Raw genomic sequence first — 17,030 nt, forward strand, 5'->3', positions numbered from 1 at the left:
AGCTTCTTGTTTAAGGGCAGCATCTATTATAAGCTTTCCGCTTGCGCCTTTATCTAAGAATTTCTCAGCTTCTATAGTGGAAAGAGATTTGAGATTATAAGAATGAAAGTTATTCCAATCTAATTCTTTAGTTAGAGCTAAATCTATTAACTGATCACGCTTTTCTCCAGCTTCTTGTTCAAGGGCAGTATCTAATATAAACTTTCCGCTTGCGCCTTTATCTAAGAATTTCTCGGCTTCTATAGTGGAAAGAGATTTGAGATTATAAGAAGAAATGCTATACCAATCTATTTCATGATTTAAGGCTAAATCTATTAACTGATCACGTTTCTCTCCAGCTTCTTGATAAAGGGCTGTTTCTAAGATTAATTTAGCACTTGCTCCGTGATTTAAGAATTTCTCAGCTTCTATAGTGGAAAGAGATTTGAGATTATAAGAAGAAATGCTATACCAATCTATTTCATGATTTAAGGCTAAATCTATTAATTGATCACGCTTTTCTTTTCCAGGGAATAAATTAAGAGCTGCGGTTAATAGTTCATCAGCTGTAATACCGTTATTGAGTAAATATTCATGAACATTAATCGACAAATCTGATAAATCCCAGGATGTAATAGTGTAATAAGTGTTTTTCCATAATGTGTGTAGTTCCTTATGAAGTTCAGGATTATTTTTTACTTCTCTAGTTTCTATTAAATCGAATAGATCATCTTTGTGCATTGCATCTCCATGTATTAGAATTTGTGAGTTTTTATACAAAATACATTGTAGTTAATGTTTGTTAACATGTCAACCATTAATTAATAATAATTAACCATCTGTATGTAGGGGGTGATTTGGTGTTTTTTCTTGCGAATATGATCAAATTATACTATCTTCCCCTATAGTAAAACTCAAGAGGAGAGCCATATGGAATTTTCACCAGAAAAAATAAAGAAAGTTGCAAAGCTTGCTAAAGTGAAGTTAACAGAAGATGAGATAGTTATGTTTAATGATCAATTTATGGCTATTTCAGAGATTATTACAAAGATTCAGAAAGTTGATACTAAAGGTGTCATTCCGGTTCATAATCCATCACATGCGTCCACTTTATTGCGCAAAGATGAAGTTACTGATGGAGGTTATGTAGATGATATTTTGGTTAATGCACCGAAGCAGGCTTTTGGTTGTTTTGTGGTGCCAAAGGTGGTGGAGTAAGATTTATGAGTAAATTAACTAGTCTTAGCATTGTTGAAGCCAAAGAGGGCTTAAAGAAAAAAGAATTTTCAGTGAAGGAATTAGTTCAGTCACATTTAGATAATATGGAGAAGCACAGGGATCTAAATGGATATGTTTTAGAAACAGCCGATTATGCTTTAGCCCAAGCAGAAATTTCTCAGCAGAAAATTGATAAAGGTGAAGATGGTTTATTAGAGGGAATTCCGGTTGGAGTGAAAGATTTGTATTGTAATAAAGACATTCCAACCACTGCTTGTTCTAAGATTTTAAAAGGATTTATCCCTAAATATGAGTCTACGGTTAGTAAGAAATTATTCGATCAAGGTGGAATAATGCTTGGTAAAACCAATATGGATGAATTTGCTATGGGGTCGGCGAATATTAATAGTTCATTTGGTCCTGCTAAAAATCCTTGGAATGAAAATTTAACTCCAGGAGGTTCATCTGGAGGATCAGCGGTTGCTGTGTCAAGTGATTGTGCAATGATGGCTTTAGGTAGTGATACTGGTGGATCTGTGCGTCAACCTGCTGCATTTTGTGGAATTGTGGGAATGAAACCAACTTATGGACGCTGCTCAAGATTTGGGATGATTTCATTCGCAAGCTCTCTTGATCAAGCGGGTGTGTTTGCTCACAACATTGTTGATACGGCCTTATCAATGCAGGCTATTATGGGTTTTGATCCAAAAGATTCAACTTCAGTTAATATCCCAGTGCCTGATTTATACAAGGATGTACTTGGGGTTAAAGATCTAAAAGGTGTTAGAATTGGAATACCTAAGGAATATAATATAGAAGGAGCCTCAGAGGAGGTGATTGCTTTATGGCAGAAAGGACAAAAATATTTACAAGAAGCAGGAGCTGAGCTTGTTGATATTTCTTTACCAAATAGTGATTATGGTCTTGGTGCCTACTATATCATAGCTCCCGCTGAAGCTTCTTCTAATCTGGCTCGTTATGATGGTGTTAGATATGGACATAGATCAACCAAGGGCGCAAACCTAGAAGATTTATATGAAATGACTAGAGAAGAGGGGTTTGGTGCTGAAGTTAAGCGTAGAATTATGATTGGTACTCATGTTCTTTCTCTTGATCAATATGAAGATACTTATTTACAGGCACAGAAAGTTCGTCATTTAATAATTGACGATTTTAAATCTGCTTTTTCTAAGATTGATGCAATATTAACTCCAACAACAACAGGTGAGGCTTTTGCTCTTAATAAGAAAATGAGCCCAATTGAAATGTATACGAATGACATATTCACTATTCCAGCTAGTTTAGCGGGATTGCCTTGCATATCTCAGCCTATTGAATTATCAAAAAATGGTTTGCCTTTGGGGTTACAAATAATTGGTAATAACTTTGATGAGTCTATGGTGCTTAAAGTAGCCAAAGTTTTAGAACAGCAAGCAAAGTTTAACTTTAAGCCGAAGGGAGTTTAATTATGTATACAATTAAAGGAAACACGGGTGATTGGGAAGTTGTAATTGGTTTAGAGGTTCATGCGCAAGTAAGTTCAAATGCAAAGCTGTTTTCAGGAAGCTGCACAGAATTTGGAGCTGAGCCTAATAACCAAGTGTCATTTGTGGACGCTGCTATGCCTGGTATGTTGCCAGTATTAAATGAATTTTGTGTGGAGCAGGCAGTTAAAACAGGTTTAGGATTGAATGCTAAAATTAATTTAGTATCTATGTTTGATCGTAAGAACTATTTTTATCCTGATTTACCACAAGGTTATCAAATTTCTCAATTTTATCACCCAATCGTTGGTGCTGGAAGAATGGAAATTAATGTTGATGGTGAAAAGAGAGAGATTAATATTGAGCGTTTGCATTTAGAACAAGATGCTGGAAAAAGCATTCATGATCAAAGCCCTGACTCTTCATTTATTGATTTAAATCGTTGTGGCGTGGCTTTGATGGAGATTGTTTCTGCTCCAGATATACGTTCTCCTAAAGAAGCTGCAGAATATGTAAAAAAATTGCGAGGCATTGTACGCTATTTAGGAACTTGTGATGGAGATATGGATAAAGGTTCAATGCGCTGTGATGCCAACGTTTCTGTGAGAAGAGTTGGAGACACAAATTTAAATAATCGTTGTGAGATTAAGAATCTTAATTCAATGCGCTTTATTATGAAGGCAATTGAATATGAAGCAGAGAGGCAAGTTGAAATTTATGAAGAAGGTGGAGAAGTAGATCAAGAAACTAGATTATTTGATACAGAAACTGGTGAGACCAGAACTATGCGCAGTAAAGAAGATAATAGGGACTATCGTTATTTCCCTGATCCAGATTTAATGCCGGTTACTTTAACTGAAGAATATGTTAAGAAGATCAAAGACTCTTTACCAGAGCTTCCTGAGCAGAAAATAAAAAGATATACAACAGAATTAAATTTATCTTTATATGACGCAGAAATTTTAACTTTAGAGAAAGAAACAGCTGTTTACTTTGAAGAAGTAATAAAAGAAAATGATCCCAAAATGGCAGCTAACTGGATATCAGCTGAGCTATTTGGAAGATTAAATAAGGCTGGGGTTGAACTAAAGGACTGTAAAATAACACCGGAAAAACTATCTGGCTTACTTAAGTTAATTAGTAGTAATGTTATATCTGGAAAAATAGCCAAAGATGTGTTTGATATCATGTTTGAAACAGGTAGTGACGCAGCAAAAATTGTTGAAGAAAAAGGTTTGCAACAAGTTACTAATACAGATGAAATTGAAGCGCTTATCAATAAAGTATTGGAAGAGAATCCTGATAAGGTGGCTGAATATAGAGGGGGAAAAGATAGATTATTCCCCTTCTTTATTGGTCAAGTTATGAAATTATCTAAAGGAAAAGCTAATCCAGCTTTGGTGAATGATTTACTAAAAGAAAAATTATAATATATGATACATAAATACCAAATTAATGGTATTTTATTACAGTGTAGAGATCCAGAGTATTATGCAGATGATGTTGGGTCATTTAGAATAGAGCCTAAAGGATATTGTAAAAGCATAGAAATTATTGCTAAAGATATTAAACAATCTCTAAACCATGTTACTTGGCTTGATGCGCAATATAAATGTTCTCCCATATACCATAATATGGAGATTTTAAAGATAGGTGATTGTGTAAATTGTGATGATCCTACATTTGTTGAACTGAATGTTTTTCTTGAAGAGGTAGTTACAAAAACTTCTATTCTGCATGAAAATATAATTAGTAAGAATTATACTATAGACCATTCTCAAGTATTATGTAATGAGATATTAAGCTCACTACCTTCGATTAAAGAAATTATATTAGGTGATTCAGAAATAATGCTGGATGCCTTTTATATTCAAAGAGGCTCTTTAGAGTCTATATTTGATAGTGTATTAACTATTATTGGTTTGCCTAACCAAGGGATTATAGGGCAATTCACCAAGTTCCATTCTTATATAAACTCTATAAATAGAGAACTATCTATTCTTAATAATTTGCTACCTCATGACGAATATTAATATATTAACGTGCTTCTCGTTTTTTAGTTGACAATTGTAAACTATATTGATACAATGTGCTGTAATCTGTGTGTTTAAAGTTAATTTAATTAGGGTTTTATAAAGACATGAATTCTACTGCTAAATTAAAATTATTGACTGAGATAGTAGCTGTTACAGAGCATCACAATCTAAAAGAAGAGGATTTTGACTTTCTTCCTGAAGGTTATACATTAATGTATACTGCTAATAATGTTGGTTGCATGGATTATGACTACCATGCTTTGGCTATATATAATGAGGAAGAACATGAAATTATCATATCCAATTATGGAACACACTTAAATCCTGGGCGCATTGGAACAACGTTCCAAGATATTATTGATGACATAAGATTGTCTTTAGGATATACGCCAGGAAAGTTTTCTAGTGCTGCTAAGTTTATTAATCAAACAAAAGATTTGCTTGGTGATGAATATAATGATTATAAAATAACATTCGTTGGGCATTCCTTGGGAGGTTTTTTAGCGCAGCTTGGAAGTGTTCAAGCTAAATCTACAGGATTTAAAAATGTAGAGGTGGTTTCTTTTGATGCCCCTGGAGCAAAAGAAGTGGCTGTTAATTTAGCTCAAGAGTTAAAGTTTGAAGGTAACTTAAATGAAGGTATTGAGAATTATGTTGCTAGAGCTAATATGGTTAATACTACCAATACATATTTAGGTAAAATTTTCTATACTCCTAAGTTATCTTCTGAAGCAGAAAGTGAAGAAAGTTGGTATGACTATTTTGCTAGAATTTCCGGCGTTAAGAGTTTAGTAACTCAGATTGATGATCATATGTTATATAATTTTACAGAATTTTTTAATGTTGTAAAATCAGCAGATTTAATTGAAGTTAAAAATTGGAATAGCTCTGATGTGGAATATGTATGTTATAGCGATAATCCAGATCCAAATCAAGGAGTTATTAGTTTTAAAGATTATAAAGATATTGTAGATTTTTATCTAGAACCTTTGCAAGTTTTAGGAGGATCTTTGTTTACTTTATATGATGGAGTTGATGTTTCTTCTTAATTCACTTTAATAACAAAAGTTTTCATTATTGTTTTCTTACCGCAGCTATTAAAGAAAATATCTGCGGTTTGATCGTTAACAATAAGTATGGTTCCTATACCAAATTTTTTATGTTCAACTTTATCACCTGTCCTTAATTCAGTATCATTAATATTTGTATTTATAATATCAGGTTTATTACTAAATGAATTTGTTTGCCAAAGGGATGTTTTTTTAGGGAAATCATATTTCTTATAAGCATTAAACTGAGTATTATTCGATTTTGGATGTTCTACAGATTCCAATTTTTCTATCTCGCAAATAAATCTAGAAGGCAAATTATATTGCCATTCTCCAAATACTTGCCTGCTATTTGCATAGGAAATGAATAGGTTTTGTTTAGCTCTGGTAATGGCAACATAAGCTAAGCGTCTTTCTTCCTCTAGACCTGTGTCTTTTTCATCAATGCTGCGTTTGCTAGGAAAAAGACCTTCTTCCCAGCCTGGTAAGAACACTATAGAAAATTCCAGACCTTTAGCTGCATGCATGGTCATTATTTTTATTATATTTGAGCTGTCGCTAGAGTCTGATTCGTTTACTAAGCTCACATGTTCTAGAAAATCTTTGATGCTTTGGAATTCTTCAATATTACGCAATAATTCGTCTAAATTATCTAGTCTAGATTCTGACTCTAAAGTGGATTCAGTTTTTAAAGATTGAATATATCCAGACTCATTTAAGATTATATTAGCCACTTCTGAACAAGGCAAGTTTTCCCATAATTTATTCCAGGTTTCAATTTTATTTACAAATTCTGATAAGGTGGTATAAGTTTTTCCCTTAAAATATTGATTAGTTATCATAATTTGGATTGCATTGAAATAACTACATTGATGGGTTGTTGCATAATTTTGTATTTGAGATAAAGTTGCGGGTCCAATTCCACGCTTAGGAGTGTTAATAATTCGCTCGAGAGCTAAGCTATCATTAAAGTTATATGAAAGTCTTATATAACAAAGAGCATTTTTTATTTCTAATCTATCATAAAATTTTAGACCACCAATAATTTTATAGGGAATTTGATTTTGAATGAATGAGTCTTCAATAAGTCTAGTTTGAAAACTTGCTCTAACTAACACCGCTATTTCATTTCTAGAAATATCTGATGGTAGGTTTTTTATAGCTTGAACAATAGATTCAGATTCTCTGTAAGCGTTGTCGTGAGTAATGATTTTCACTTTCTCTTCTGAAAGATTTTCAGTCCAAAGGTTTTTTCCTATTCTGGTAGTATTTTTAGCAATTAAATGATTTGCTGTTGATAGAATATGCTTTGTTGAACGATAATTTTGCTCCAGACGAATGATTTTTGCGCCAGGGAAGTCATGAGAGAATTTCATAATATTACGAATCTCTGCTCCTCTCCATCCATAGATTGATTGGTCTTCATCTCCCACAGCGCAAATATTCTTATGTTTCTGTGATAAATACCTAAGCCATAAATATTGGGTGACATTAGTATCTTGGTATTCATCCACCATAATATAGTGAAATTTATTTTGATATATTTCTAATACATCAGGATGCTCTTTGAATAATTTTAGGCAGAATAATAATAAATCACCAAAATCTACAGCTGCAAGAGTTTTGAGGCGGTCTTGATATTCTGTATAAATATGTTTAGTGCTGATTTGGAATCTGCCTATAGTGTCTCCATCTGTTAAGTCTCTTGGAAATAAACCAAGATCTTTCCAGCGTCCAATGATGCCCCCGACAACTTTAGGAGAGAATTCTTTTTCATCTAGTTTTTTCTCTCGAATAATTTTTTTAAGAAGTCTCCATTGGTCGTTAACGTCAATAATAGTAAAATCTTTAGCAATGCCTAGTTCTTCAGTATGATTACGAATTATTCTGGTGGCAAGTGAGTGAAAAGTTCCAACCCAAATTCCACCAGTGTCAACTATTCCTTCAATACGAGTGAGCATTTCATTAGCAGCTTTGTTAGTGAAGGTCACTGCCATTATTTGGCTAGGATAAGCTAATTGGCTGCTAATAATATTGGCAACTCTTTGGGTGAGAACTCTAGTTTTTCCAGTGCCAGCTCCAGCCAAGACCAATAAAGGGCCTTCAGTGTTCTGGCACGCCTCTAACTGTTCAGTATTTAATTCTTCAGTCATGAATTAGAAATACTACTCGTCAATTGTTGGCATTATGGTGGTTACTGCCACATGGAAAGAATTTCTATAAATTTCATAGATATCCTCATCAGTCATTTTTTTGCTGTTATGACGATTATTATCCACGATTAGCGCTGTTAATTTATTAGCTGATTTTGCAGCAGCTTTAACAAGATCAGTAATTTCTTCGTTAAACACATCATCCACAAATTCTTCTTCCATGAATTCTTCTTCTAGTTGTTCAGTCATAGTATTTTTCCTTTTTAGATTAATTAAAAGAATGAGAAATTTTCTTAAGGTTATTATCAACTAACTAAGATTTAATGCAAGTGTTTTGCTTATAATATCAAATAATTTTTTATTTAACTTCAGATAAATAATATTTTTAAAATGTAATAATTACTGGTTGACATGCAGTAATAATTTTCTTATTATAAGTTAATATATTAATACAAAATAGGAGATAATATGACAGATATTAATAAAAAGCTTGTTGAGGCGGTTAATCAACAAAATATTGCATTAGTTGAATCTTTGTTGAATGAGGGAGCAGATGTTAATGGCGATGATAGAGTTGTTTTTAAATTTTCTAATTTTCAACAAGCTCTTAGATATGATTCAAAAGATTTAGCTTATGTTATTTTAAAACATAAACCAAGAATCACAGAGGTTGAAAAACAATTTGTTGAAAAGTTATGTGAAAATGAATGGGCTGATAAAGCAGAGGAAGTTAAATCATTATTAGAAGATTGTGAGTTGATTCCTCAGTATTCTGGTCCTATTACTAAACTAGGAGATTTACAAGACGATATAACAGCTGAGCAGGCAGCAAGCAATTTATGTGAAGCGCTTAAATCAGTTGAGATTGATAATAATAAATTTAATGTTGCAAGCTATCTTTCAAAGAAAGAGGTGGAAGAACTTGCTAAAATTGATTTATACAATACAGATGGCTCTATTAAACATATAGATCCAAATGGTAAATTTGAGGAGTTCTTTGAGAAGGATGCTAAGCTTATAGATGGAGTTTTGTCTAGAGTTAAAGAAGATTTATCTGAATGTATGAAACAGAATGGAATTAAAGCTTATGGTGGTATAGAAAAGCAGCCGCTTGGTAGTATTCAATTAAATTATCCTAATAATTATGGTCCTCTACCTGATGTTAGATGGCATTGTGACAGTGATGGTGGCTATGGCACAAGGGTCACTTTGTCCTTAAATGATTTAGGAACATTGGTTATTAAAGAAAATATTCAACCAACAAATTTCTTAACAGGAGATCCTGAGATTTTTCAGGCTGATTATGGAGGAGCATTAGTATTTAGAAATGGAGATACTATTCATAGCGCTCCTATTATATCAGCACCTAGAATGCTTGCGGTTTTTGATTTTTCGCCGAATATGGATTATCAAAAATGTTTGCGAATATTCTGGGAGAAGGATCAAGAGGCACATCATGAAATGACAGCAATAAAGGGTTTTTATCAAAACTATGGCTTTTTCAATTCTTTGAACAAGTTATGGAAAGATAATCCAGATGCTTGTAGTGAGCTATCTTATGATATGTTTGAAGAAAGTGATGGTCTTATAGGTCAGGAATTAGAGGCTGAGGTTATATAAGGATAATAGTTTTTGGTATAATAAGAGTCAATTGTAATAATTGGCTCTCTTAATTAAACAGCAGCAAGCCTTGCTTCTTTTAGTTTTTTAAAGTCATCCCCTGCATGGTAAGAGGAGCGAGTGAGAGGAGAGGCAGACACCATTAGGAATCCTTTAGCTCTTGCTGCTCTTTCATAATAATTAAATTCATCCGGTGTAACATAGCGCATAACATCTGCATGTTTAGGAGTTGGTTGAAGGTATTGTCCAATAGTTAGGAAATCCACTCCGGCAGATTTTAAATCATCCATAACTTGCAGAACTTCATCTTTTGTTTCGCCAAGTCCCACCATTATTCCAGATTTGGTGAACATGGTTGGATCAAGTTGTTTCACTTTAAAAAGTACATTTAAAGAATGAAAATATCGCGCTCCAGGGCGGATACTGTGATATAAGGATGGAACGGTTTCAATGTTATGATTATATACATCAGGTTTTGCTTTTACTATCAATTCAACCGAACCCTCTTTGCGCAAGAAGTCGGGAGTTAGAATTTCAATAGTGGTATTGGGAGAAACTTTTCTGATTCTTAAAATGGATTCAACAAAATGAGAAGCGCCTCCGTCCTCTAAATCATCTCTATCAACTGAAGTGATAACAACATGTTCAAGATCTAATTCAGAAATTGCTTTGGCTAAACGTTCTGGTTCATGGGGGTCTAATAAGTCTGGTTTGCCAGTGCTTATATTGCAAAAACTGCAAGCTCTGGTGCAAGTTGAACCTAGAATCATAACAGTGGCATGTTTTTTTGACCAGCATTCACCTATGTTAGGGCAAGCTGCTTCTTCACAAACTGTGTTTAATTTAGCTTTACGAATTAATTTATTAGTTTCTTTAAACTCATCGCTTACTGGTGCTTTAACTCTTATCCAATCTGGTTTTGTTAGTTTATCCATAAGTGTTTTAGAATATGATATATTTTAGGAACAATATATCAACTTCATTGATGAATGTCTATAGTGGCTTTTATATTAAAGAGATTCTTGATTATAAGACTTTTTGTTTTTAACTAATAATTAAATTAACAGGTCATAATTTCTTGCTAGTTTTTTTGAACTAAGGTATAAATATAAAATCTAAATATATAATTTTTCTAATTAAGAGGGGGTGAATGGATCGAATCAAATTAAAAATTTGGATATTGTGGTTATTTACAGTGTTCTTCTTTTCTTATCAATTTGTGTTACGTCTCACACCAGGTGTTTTAATAGATGACATAATGGTTAAATATGATGTGAGTGCTTCGGTCTTCGGTCTAATTATTTCTTTCTATTATATTGGTTATGCTGGAATGCAGATACCTGTGGGCATCTTATTGGATAGGTTTGGTATTCGTTATGTGGTGGCTGCAAGCGCGCTAGCGTGCGCATTGGGTAATCTTCCTCTGTTATTTTCTGATCATTGGGGTATGGAGCTTCTAGGTAGGTTACTTATAGGTATAGGTTCTGCTGCAGGAGCGCTAGGGGCTATTCATATTGTTAGAATGAATTTCCCTCATAGGCATATGTCTAAAATGATAGGATTTACTGTAACTTTAGGTTTATTTGGAGCTATTTACGGTAAGTCTATCAATCGTTTTCTAGTAGAAAGTTTTGGATTAGAACAAAGCATTATTTATCTTTCTATTCCTGGGGTGCTAATTGCTATAGCCATGTTATTGTTTTTTAAAGATGCAGAGAAGCTACAGACAGAGCATTTTCATCATTATTCGGTTTTCAATTCGCTAAAAATTATTTTTAAAAATAATCAAATAATATGGCTTGCAATTGCAGGAGCTTTAATGGTTGGGCCTATTGAGTCATTTGCTGATATTTTTGGGGAATCTTATTTGGTTACTGTATATAATTTTACTCCTAGTGATGCAGGATATTTAACAGCTTCTGCTATATATTTTGGTTTCTGTGTGGGGGCTCCATTGCTTGCGGCCATTGCAGATAGGTTTAACTGTCATTATATAATAAATATCACTTGTGGAATTGTAATGACCGCAGTATTTCATTTAATGCTAGAACAGCTTATTGTTGGTTATAGAATGATGTATATGAGTACATTTATTATTGGAATTATGAGTGCTTATCAGGTGATATTAATTTCTTCAGTATCAGAGTTAGTTCCAGCTAATTTAACTGGTACAGCTATAGCTGTGGTGAATATGTTTAACATGGTGGCTGGTATGATATTTAATACTACAATAGGTGCTTTGTTAGATAATTATTGGACTGGTGAGATTATAAACAATAAGAGGGTATATTCAGAGATTGCATATAGTGATGCTTTATATATATTGCCAGTTACATTGATGTTTGGAGCAATTATATTCTTTGTTTTAAAGCCAAATAATTATGAGAAGTCTGCAGTATCTATATAGAGATCTAATTAAGATTTATTATCATTAATTTATCTTGTGATAAATCATGTATAGTATCAACTATTCCTCCAGTTCCAAAACCTGATGACCTCCTTCCACCGAAAGGCATCCAGTCTGCTCTGTATGCAGTATGGTCATTAACCATTACACTTGTGGCATATAGTCTTTTTACGGTGTCCATGGCAAGATTTATATTATCTGTAAAAACTGCTGCTTGGAAGGTATAAGGCAGAGTATTTGCTCTTTCTATTGCTTCTAAACGATCTTCATAAGAATAAATACAAACTACTGGGCCAAAAGCCTCTTTTTGAGAAAGTGTTGCAGATTCAGGAGGATTATATAATACGGTTGCGGCATAAGTAGTGTTAGATAGCCTTTTCCCACCAGTTATTAAACTAGCTCCTTGAATTACGGCTTCATTTACCCAAGAATCTATTCTATCCACTTCTTTTGTCGTGATTAATGGACCAATATCAGTATCTTTTTCAGTGGGGTCTCCTACCTTTAATTTGGCGACATACTCAGCGAAAGCTTTAGTAAAATCTTCAGCTATGTTTTTATGAACATAAATGCGTTGAGTAGATACGCATACTTGACCTGCATGATAAAATCCACCTTTTGCTAGGTTAGGTACAATTTTGCTAATATCTACTTGTTCATCTACGATAGCAGGGGCCACTCCACCATGTTCTAAAACATAACGAGTTCCAGGAGAAAGTTTTTTACTTAATTCCCACCCTACTGCTCCAGAGCCAATAAAATTAAAGAAAGACACCCTTGGGTCAGTTACTAAAGCAGTTGCGATTTTTGGTTCGCAGATTGCCACTTGGCAATATTCTTTAGGTAGACCTGCTTGATGTAACAACTCTACAAATCTTAAACAGGTTAGGGGAGTGGTGCTAGCAGGTTTTATAATAATAGGACATCCTGCAGCTACTGCAGGAACTATTTGATGAATAAGTAAATTTAACGGATGGTTAAATGCGCTGACAGCTACTACCACACCCACTGGTTCTTTTGTGGTGAATGCCATTCTATTGGTAGAGGCGGGGGTTAGTTCCATAGGGATTTCTTTTCCACCAAGTTTATGAACTTCAGCTATTGCCGAAGAAATTCCACTAACTGCTCTAATTGATTCAAAAGTGGAATCCACTAGAGGTTTGCCACCTTCTTTTGCAATTAATAAAGCTAGTGCCTCTTGCTCTTGTTTGATTAGGTTAATTAGATTATTAAGTGTTTCAATGCGTTGATAGGGTTTTAAATGACGCTCTCTATCATTAAAAAGAGAATGAGCTGTTTCCAGCATATTCATAACTTCTTCTAAAGAGTGTTTTTTTACCTCACCAATTTTAGTTTGATCATAAGGGGAAAAAACTTCTAGCATAAAATACCTTCTAATATATTGAATTTCTAACGGTTGGACCTAAAGCAATTTATCTAACTCTCCTTTGTCATTAAGAGCATAGAGATCGTCACATCCTCCAACATGGAAGTCATTAATAAAGATTTGCGGTACTGTTTTTTTACCAGAGGTTTTTGAAAGCATTTCTTCAATAAGTGATTCGTCATTGGTTATATCTATTTCAGTAACTGTAACACTTTTATTTTTTAGGAGCTGCTTAGCCTTAACACAATAAGGGCAGTATGATTTGGTATACATTATAACTTTTTTATTAGTGGACATTATATTTTCCTTATATTTTTTTAGTTTTAGTTATTTATAAAAAATAACAGAAGTTTTATATAAATTCAATAAGGGCTAATTCAATAGTATTATTGCCTAATATGTTTAAATATACTAAACTTACTTGAATATGAAATCCTTTATAAAAATATATGCTTTTTTCTGAGTCATTTATTGAGAATCTAAAGCAGCGTTTGCCTATATCTAAAGTGATAGGCAATAGGATTAAGTTGCAAAAGAATGGCCCTCACTACAAGGGGTTATGTCCTTTTCATCAGGAAAAAACTCCATCATTCACAGTTCAGGATCATAAGGGAAGTTATTATTGTTTTGGTTGTCATGCTCATGGAGATATAATTCAGTTTATTAGTGAAATAGATCATTTATCATTTGTTGATACAGTCACTTATTTAGCTAATTTGGCTGGAGTTGCTTTGCCAAAATTGACACCTATTGAACAAAAAAGAGTTGAACGCCAACATAGTTTAATTGATGTTACTACTAAAGCTAGTGAGTGGTTCTATAAACAGTTGAAATTATCTAATAATCACTCTGCTTATGAGTATTTACAAAATAGAGGTATTAACGATCAGGATATTCAAACTTTTTCTTTAGGTTATGCTCCGGCAAAAGGTTTGTTAGATTTTTTTAGGTCTATAGGATTATCTAATGATTTAGCAGTTGAAGCTGGGTTAGCTATAAAAAGTGATAAAAATGAATATATTGAAAGATTTCGTAACCGAGTTATTTTTCCTATTAAGAATCATAAGAATCAAGTGGTGGGCTTTGGTGGTAGATCTTTAGATCCAGAAGTGATGCCAAAATATTTAAACTCTCCAGAAACTCCATTATTTAAAAAAAATAATTTATTATATGCTGCAGATATAGCTCGTAAACATAGTTTTAAAAATGAGAGATTGGTGGTGGTTGAAGGCTATATGGACGCAATATTTATGCATAAAGCTGGAGTTTTTGAAACAGTTGCTGCATTAGGAACAGCCTTTAATCAAACTCATTTAAAGAATTTATGGGCATTGGCAGATGAACCAATTTTGTGTTTTGATGGAGATTTAGCTGGAAAGAAAGCAATGCTTAAAGCTGCGCATACTGCATTGCCATTATTATCTCCTGGGTTAAGTTTAAAATTTTGTTTTCTACCAAAGGGGCAAGACCCTGATGAAGTTATAAATACATATGGGGTTGATTATATAAATAGGTTATTGGAAGATAGTACTAGTCTTTCAGATTTTATTTGGCAGTCTGAGTTAGATCAAAGCAGATCAGATATTCCTGAGGCAAAGGCCTTATTTGAGCAAAGGATGAAAGATTTAGCAGCTCAAATTCAGAATCCAATAGTTCGTAATTATTATAGTAAATATATAAAAGATAAATTATGGAAAAATAATTTTAAAACAAATCAAAATAAAAAAGTCATTCAGTTAAGCCATTCGTCAGTTCCAATAGTTGCTAATTTATCTACTAAAGAAAGGCTTGAGTATTCTTTATTTGCTCAATTAATAACTTATCCTTCTTTGATTGAAGATGAAGTAGTGTTTGATCATTTATCACATTTTGAAATTGATAATTCAGAATTAGATAATTTACGCAGTATTTTAATAGATTTTCATGAAAATCAAAAAAAATGTTTAAATGATTTGCTAATAGATAATAATTTGATTAAATTAGTCGATTTTATATGTGGACCAAAATCTAGTTTTATTGATATAATCTCAAAGTTTGATATTATAACAGCCAAAGAGATCTGGTTTATTACTTATAAAAAATATCTTCTGGAGCTGCTTAAACTTGAATATAATCAATGGATGAGAAAAATACATAACAATACTCTAGCTTTTGAAAAAGCTGAAGAGTTAAAGAAATCCATAGATGTTCTTACTGAGGAGATCATAAAAAAAGAGAGTGAATTATCCCCTGAATAATTTTAGTTATTTCTAAAACAATATAATTAAGGCAACAAAACAATATGTCAAATATAGAAAATTTTGAAGCAAAAGATAAGAATTCTGAAGAGTCAACTAATGATACTGTTAAAAAACAACTTGCAGTTTTAATAAAGAAACTCATAGGTAGAGGTAAAGTTCAAGGCTTCTTAACTTATGATGAAATTAATACTTCTATCCCAAAAGATAATTTTTCTAGTGAAATTTTTGATCAGATAGTTACTTCTTTATCTGATGCTGGAATAAATTTGGTAGAGAATATTGAAGATGTAGCTGAAGATAATGAAAAATTTGACATAGCTCTGGTTGAAGACTCTGATGATATGGAAGATAGTGCCAGTGTTGAGGATGCCAATCGTACAGATGATCCTGTGAAAATGTATTTAAGGGATATGGGGGGAGTTGAACTTCTTTCACGTGAAGGTGAAATAGAAATAGCGAAAAGAATTGAAGAAGGTCGTGAAATTATGATCAAATCGCTATGTGAAACTCCATTAACTTTAAAGCAGCTTAAAGCATGGTATGAAGATCTATTAAATGAAAAGATCTATTTAAGAGAAATTATTGATTTAGAAGCGAATTATGGTGCTGACACTTCAAGTGATAATGATGAAGATGATGCAGAAAATGATGACGATGTTGATGGAGAAGAAGATCAAAATTTAGAAAATAGTGAAGAAGCAACTGTTGATGAAGCTGAAAGCGAAATTTTATCTTTAAATCATTTAGAAATGACGTTAATGCCAAGTATTATTGAGGCATATAGTCAAATAGTTGATTTATGTGATAGTTTATTAGATATTCATCGTGATAAACTTGATAGTGTAATGAATAATACTTCTTATGAATTTGATGAGAAGAAATATATTGAAATTAGTTTAGAGTTAACAAACCTGATTAAAGACTTAAAGTTAAATGATAAGGCGATAGAACTATTACTAAAACAACTTTATGATACTAACAAAAAGATCATCTCCATTGAAGGTAAGTTAATGAAAATGGCAGAGAAGCGTCATGTTTCTCGCAAGAGTTTCTTAGATAATTATCTAGGTTCAGAGATGGATCCTGATTGGGTGAATAAAGTTGCTGTCTTAAAAGAAAAAGGATGGAAAGAATTTGCGGGCCTTGATGAAGAAAAGATATCTAAAGTTAGAACAGAATTATGGGAAATGGCTAAGGAACTAGGGATTCCTATTAATGATCTTAAATTATTGATTAATACTGTTCATCGTGGAGACCGTGCCACTAATAAAGCCAAGAAAGAAATGATTGAAGCTAATTTAAGATTAGTTATTTCTATTGCCAAAAAATATTCTAATCGTGGATTACAATTTTTAGATCTTATTCAGGAAGGTAATATAGGTTTAATGAAAGCAGTAGATAAATTTGAATATCGTCGTGGATATAAGTTTTCTACTTATGCTACTTGGTGGATTAGA

General features: G+C 32.8%; 13 protein-coding genes and 3 pseudogenes. 10 read left to right on the plus strand and 6 right to left on the minus strand.

The annotated features are described in order from the left end of the window. Positions 1-720 (minus strand): hypothetical protein (locus tag N4A31_04915; protein ID MCT4635565.1); only part of this gene is annotated, 720 nt, incomplete at its 3' end. Between the two features lie 189 nt (positions 721-909). Between N4A31_04915 and gatC the strand changes: the two genes are divergently transcribed. From gatC to N4A31_04940, 5 genes are all read left to right on the plus strand, one after another. Then, a complete protein-coding gene (gene gatC, locus N4A31_04920) occupies positions 910-1,197 on the plus strand; it encodes an Asp-tRNA(Asn)/Glu-tRNA(Gln) amidotransferase subunit GatC (GenBank protein MCT4635566.1) in 288 nt (95 codons plus the stop codon). Between the two features lie 5 nt (positions 1,198-1,202). Then, on the plus strand, positions 1,203-2,663 hold the full coding sequence (gatA, locus tag N4A31_04925; protein ID MCT4635567.1) for an Asp-tRNA(Asn)/Glu-tRNA(Gln) amidotransferase subunit GatA: 1,461 nt from the start codon (positions 1,203-1,205) through the stop codon (positions 2,661-2,663). A 2-nt stretch (positions 2,664-2,665) separates the two neighbouring features. Further along, positions 2,666-4,111: an Asp-tRNA(Asn)/Glu-tRNA(Gln) amidotransferase subunit GatB gene (gene gatB / locus N4A31_04930; protein MCT4635568.1), complete on the plus strand. Its 1,446-nt coding sequence runs from the start codon at positions 2,666-2,668 to the stop codon at positions 4,109-4,111. A 3-nt stretch (positions 4,112-4,114) separates the two neighbouring features. Then, positions 4,115-4,714 carry a hypothetical protein gene (locus N4A31_04935; protein ID MCT4635569.1) on the plus strand — a complete coding sequence of 200 codons (600 nt, stop codon included), beginning with the start codon at positions 4,115-4,117 and terminating at the stop codon, positions 4,712-4,714. A 107-nt stretch (positions 4,715-4,821) separates the two neighbouring features. Further along, positions 4,822-5,766 (plus strand): lipase family protein, encoded by a 945-nt coding sequence (locus N4A31_04940; GenBank protein ID MCT4635570.1) that lies wholly within the window; start codon positions 4,822-4,824, stop codon positions 5,764-5,766. A gap of 224 nt (positions 5,767-5,990) precedes the next feature. Here N4A31_04940 and N4A31_04945 read toward each other — a convergent pair. Together N4A31_04945 and N4A31_04950 are read right to left on the minus strand one after the other, a co-directional pair. Beyond that, positions 5,991-7,919, minus strand: a pseudogene (locus tag N4A31_04945) (UvrD-helicase domain-containing protein). A gap of 12 nt (positions 7,920-7,931) precedes the next feature. Further along, positions 7,932-8,168, minus strand: coding sequence for a hypothetical protein (locus N4A31_04950; GenBank protein ID MCT4635571.1), 237 nt, complete (start codon positions 8,166-8,168; stop codon positions 7,932-7,934). Positions 8,169-8,387: 219 nt separating this feature from the next. Here N4A31_04950 and N4A31_04955 point away from each other — a divergent pair, with 219 nt between their 5' ends. Beyond that, on the plus strand, positions 8,388-9,539 hold the full coding sequence (locus tag N4A31_04955) for a hypothetical protein (protein ID MCT4635572.1): 1,152 nt from the start codon (positions 8,388-8,390) through the stop codon (positions 9,537-9,539). Positions 9,540-9,592: 53 nt separating this feature from the next. Here N4A31_04955 and lipA read toward each other — a convergent pair whose 3' ends face one another. After that, positions 9,593-10,474: a lipoyl synthase gene (gene lipA, locus N4A31_04960; protein ID MCT4635573.1), complete on the minus strand. Its 882-nt coding sequence runs from the start codon at positions 10,472-10,474 to the stop codon at positions 9,593-9,595. A gap of 215 nt (positions 10,475-10,689) precedes the next feature. On the opposite strand from lipA, the gene N4A31_04965 reads away from it, so the two are divergent. Next, entirely contained in the window at positions 10,690-11,946 is a 1,257-nt protein-coding gene (locus tag N4A31_04965) for an MFS transporter (GenBank protein MCT4635574.1), read from the plus strand. Between the two features lie 4 nt (positions 11,947-11,950). Here N4A31_04965 and N4A31_04970 read toward each other — a convergent pair whose 3' ends face one another. Further along, positions 11,951-13,330: an aldehyde dehydrogenase family protein gene (locus N4A31_04970; GenBank protein MCT4635575.1), complete on the minus strand. Its 1,380-nt coding sequence runs from the start codon at positions 13,328-13,330 to the stop codon at positions 11,951-11,953. Positions 13,331-13,369: 39 nt separating this feature from the next. Then, on the minus strand, positions 13,370-13,630 hold the full coding sequence (grxC, locus tag N4A31_04975; protein MCT4635576.1) for a glutaredoxin 3: 261 nt from the start codon (positions 13,628-13,630) through the stop codon (positions 13,370-13,372). Positions 13,631-13,782: 152 nt separating this feature from the next. Here grxC and dnaG point away from each other — a divergent pair, with 152 nt between their 5' ends. The 3 genes and pseudogenes from dnaG (at position 13,783) to N4A31_04990 (ending at position 17,030) form a co-directional block, all read left to right on the plus strand. After that, the gene (gene dnaG / locus N4A31_04980; protein MCT4635577.1) at positions 13,783-15,570 is read left to right on the plus strand and encodes a DNA primase; all 1,788 of its coding nucleotides are present in this window, start codon (positions 13,783-13,785) and stop codon (positions 15,568-15,570) included. Positions 15,571-15,614: 44 nt separating this feature from the next. Then, positions 15,615-16,745 (plus strand): annotated as a pseudogene (locus N4A31_04985) (hypothetical protein). A gap of 99 nt (positions 16,746-16,844) precedes the next feature. Beyond that, a pseudogene (locus N4A31_04990) lies at positions 16,845-17,030 on the plus strand (sigma-70 family RNA polymerase sigma factor).

It is taken from the genome of Rickettsiales bacterium (genome assembly GCA_025210695.1).
Taxonomy (GTDB): Bacteria; Pseudomonadota; Alphaproteobacteria; order Rickettsiales; family CANDYO01; genus CANDYO01.

Coding starts and splice junctions, on each gene's coding strand:
- gatC (MCT4635566.1), top strand. CDS start 910: ATGGAATTTTCACCAGAAAAAATAAAGAAAGTTGCAAAGCTTGCTAAA.
- gatA (MCT4635567.1), top strand. CDS start 1,203: ATGAGTAAATTAACTAGTCTTAGCATTGTTGAAGCCAAAGAGGGCTTA.
- gatB (MCT4635568.1), top strand. CDS start 2,666: ATGTATACAATTAAAGGAAACACGGGTGATTGGGAAGTTGTAATTGGT.
- N4A31_04935 (MCT4635569.1), top strand. CDS start 4,115: ATGATACATAAATACCAAATTAATGGTATTTTATTACAGTGTAGAGAT.
- N4A31_04940 (MCT4635570.1), top strand. CDS start 4,822: ATGAATTCTACTGCTAAATTAAAATTATTGACTGAGATAGTAGCTGTT.
- N4A31_04950 (MCT4635571.1), bottom strand. CDS start 8,168: ATGACTGAACAACTAGAAGAAGAATTCATGGAAGAAGAATTTGTGGAT.
- N4A31_04955 (MCT4635572.1), top strand. CDS start 8,388: ATGACAGATATTAATAAAAAGCTTGTTGAGGCGGTTAATCAACAAAAT.
- lipA (MCT4635573.1), bottom strand. CDS start 10,474: ATGGATAAACTAACAAAACCAGATTGGATAAGAGTTAAAGCACCAGTA.
- N4A31_04965 (MCT4635574.1), top strand. CDS start 10,690: ATGGATCGAATCAAATTAAAAATTTGGATATTGTGGTTATTTACAGTG.
- N4A31_04970 (MCT4635575.1), bottom strand. CDS start 13,330: ATGCTAGAAGTTTTTTCCCCTTATGATCAAACTAAAATTGGTGAGGTA.
- grxC (MCT4635576.1), bottom strand. CDS start 13,630: ATGTCCACTAATAAAAAAGTTATAATGTATACCAAATCATACTGCCCT.
- dnaG (MCT4635577.1), top strand. CDS start 13,783: ATGCTTTTTTCTGAGTCATTTATTGAGAATCTAAAGCAGCGTTTGCCT.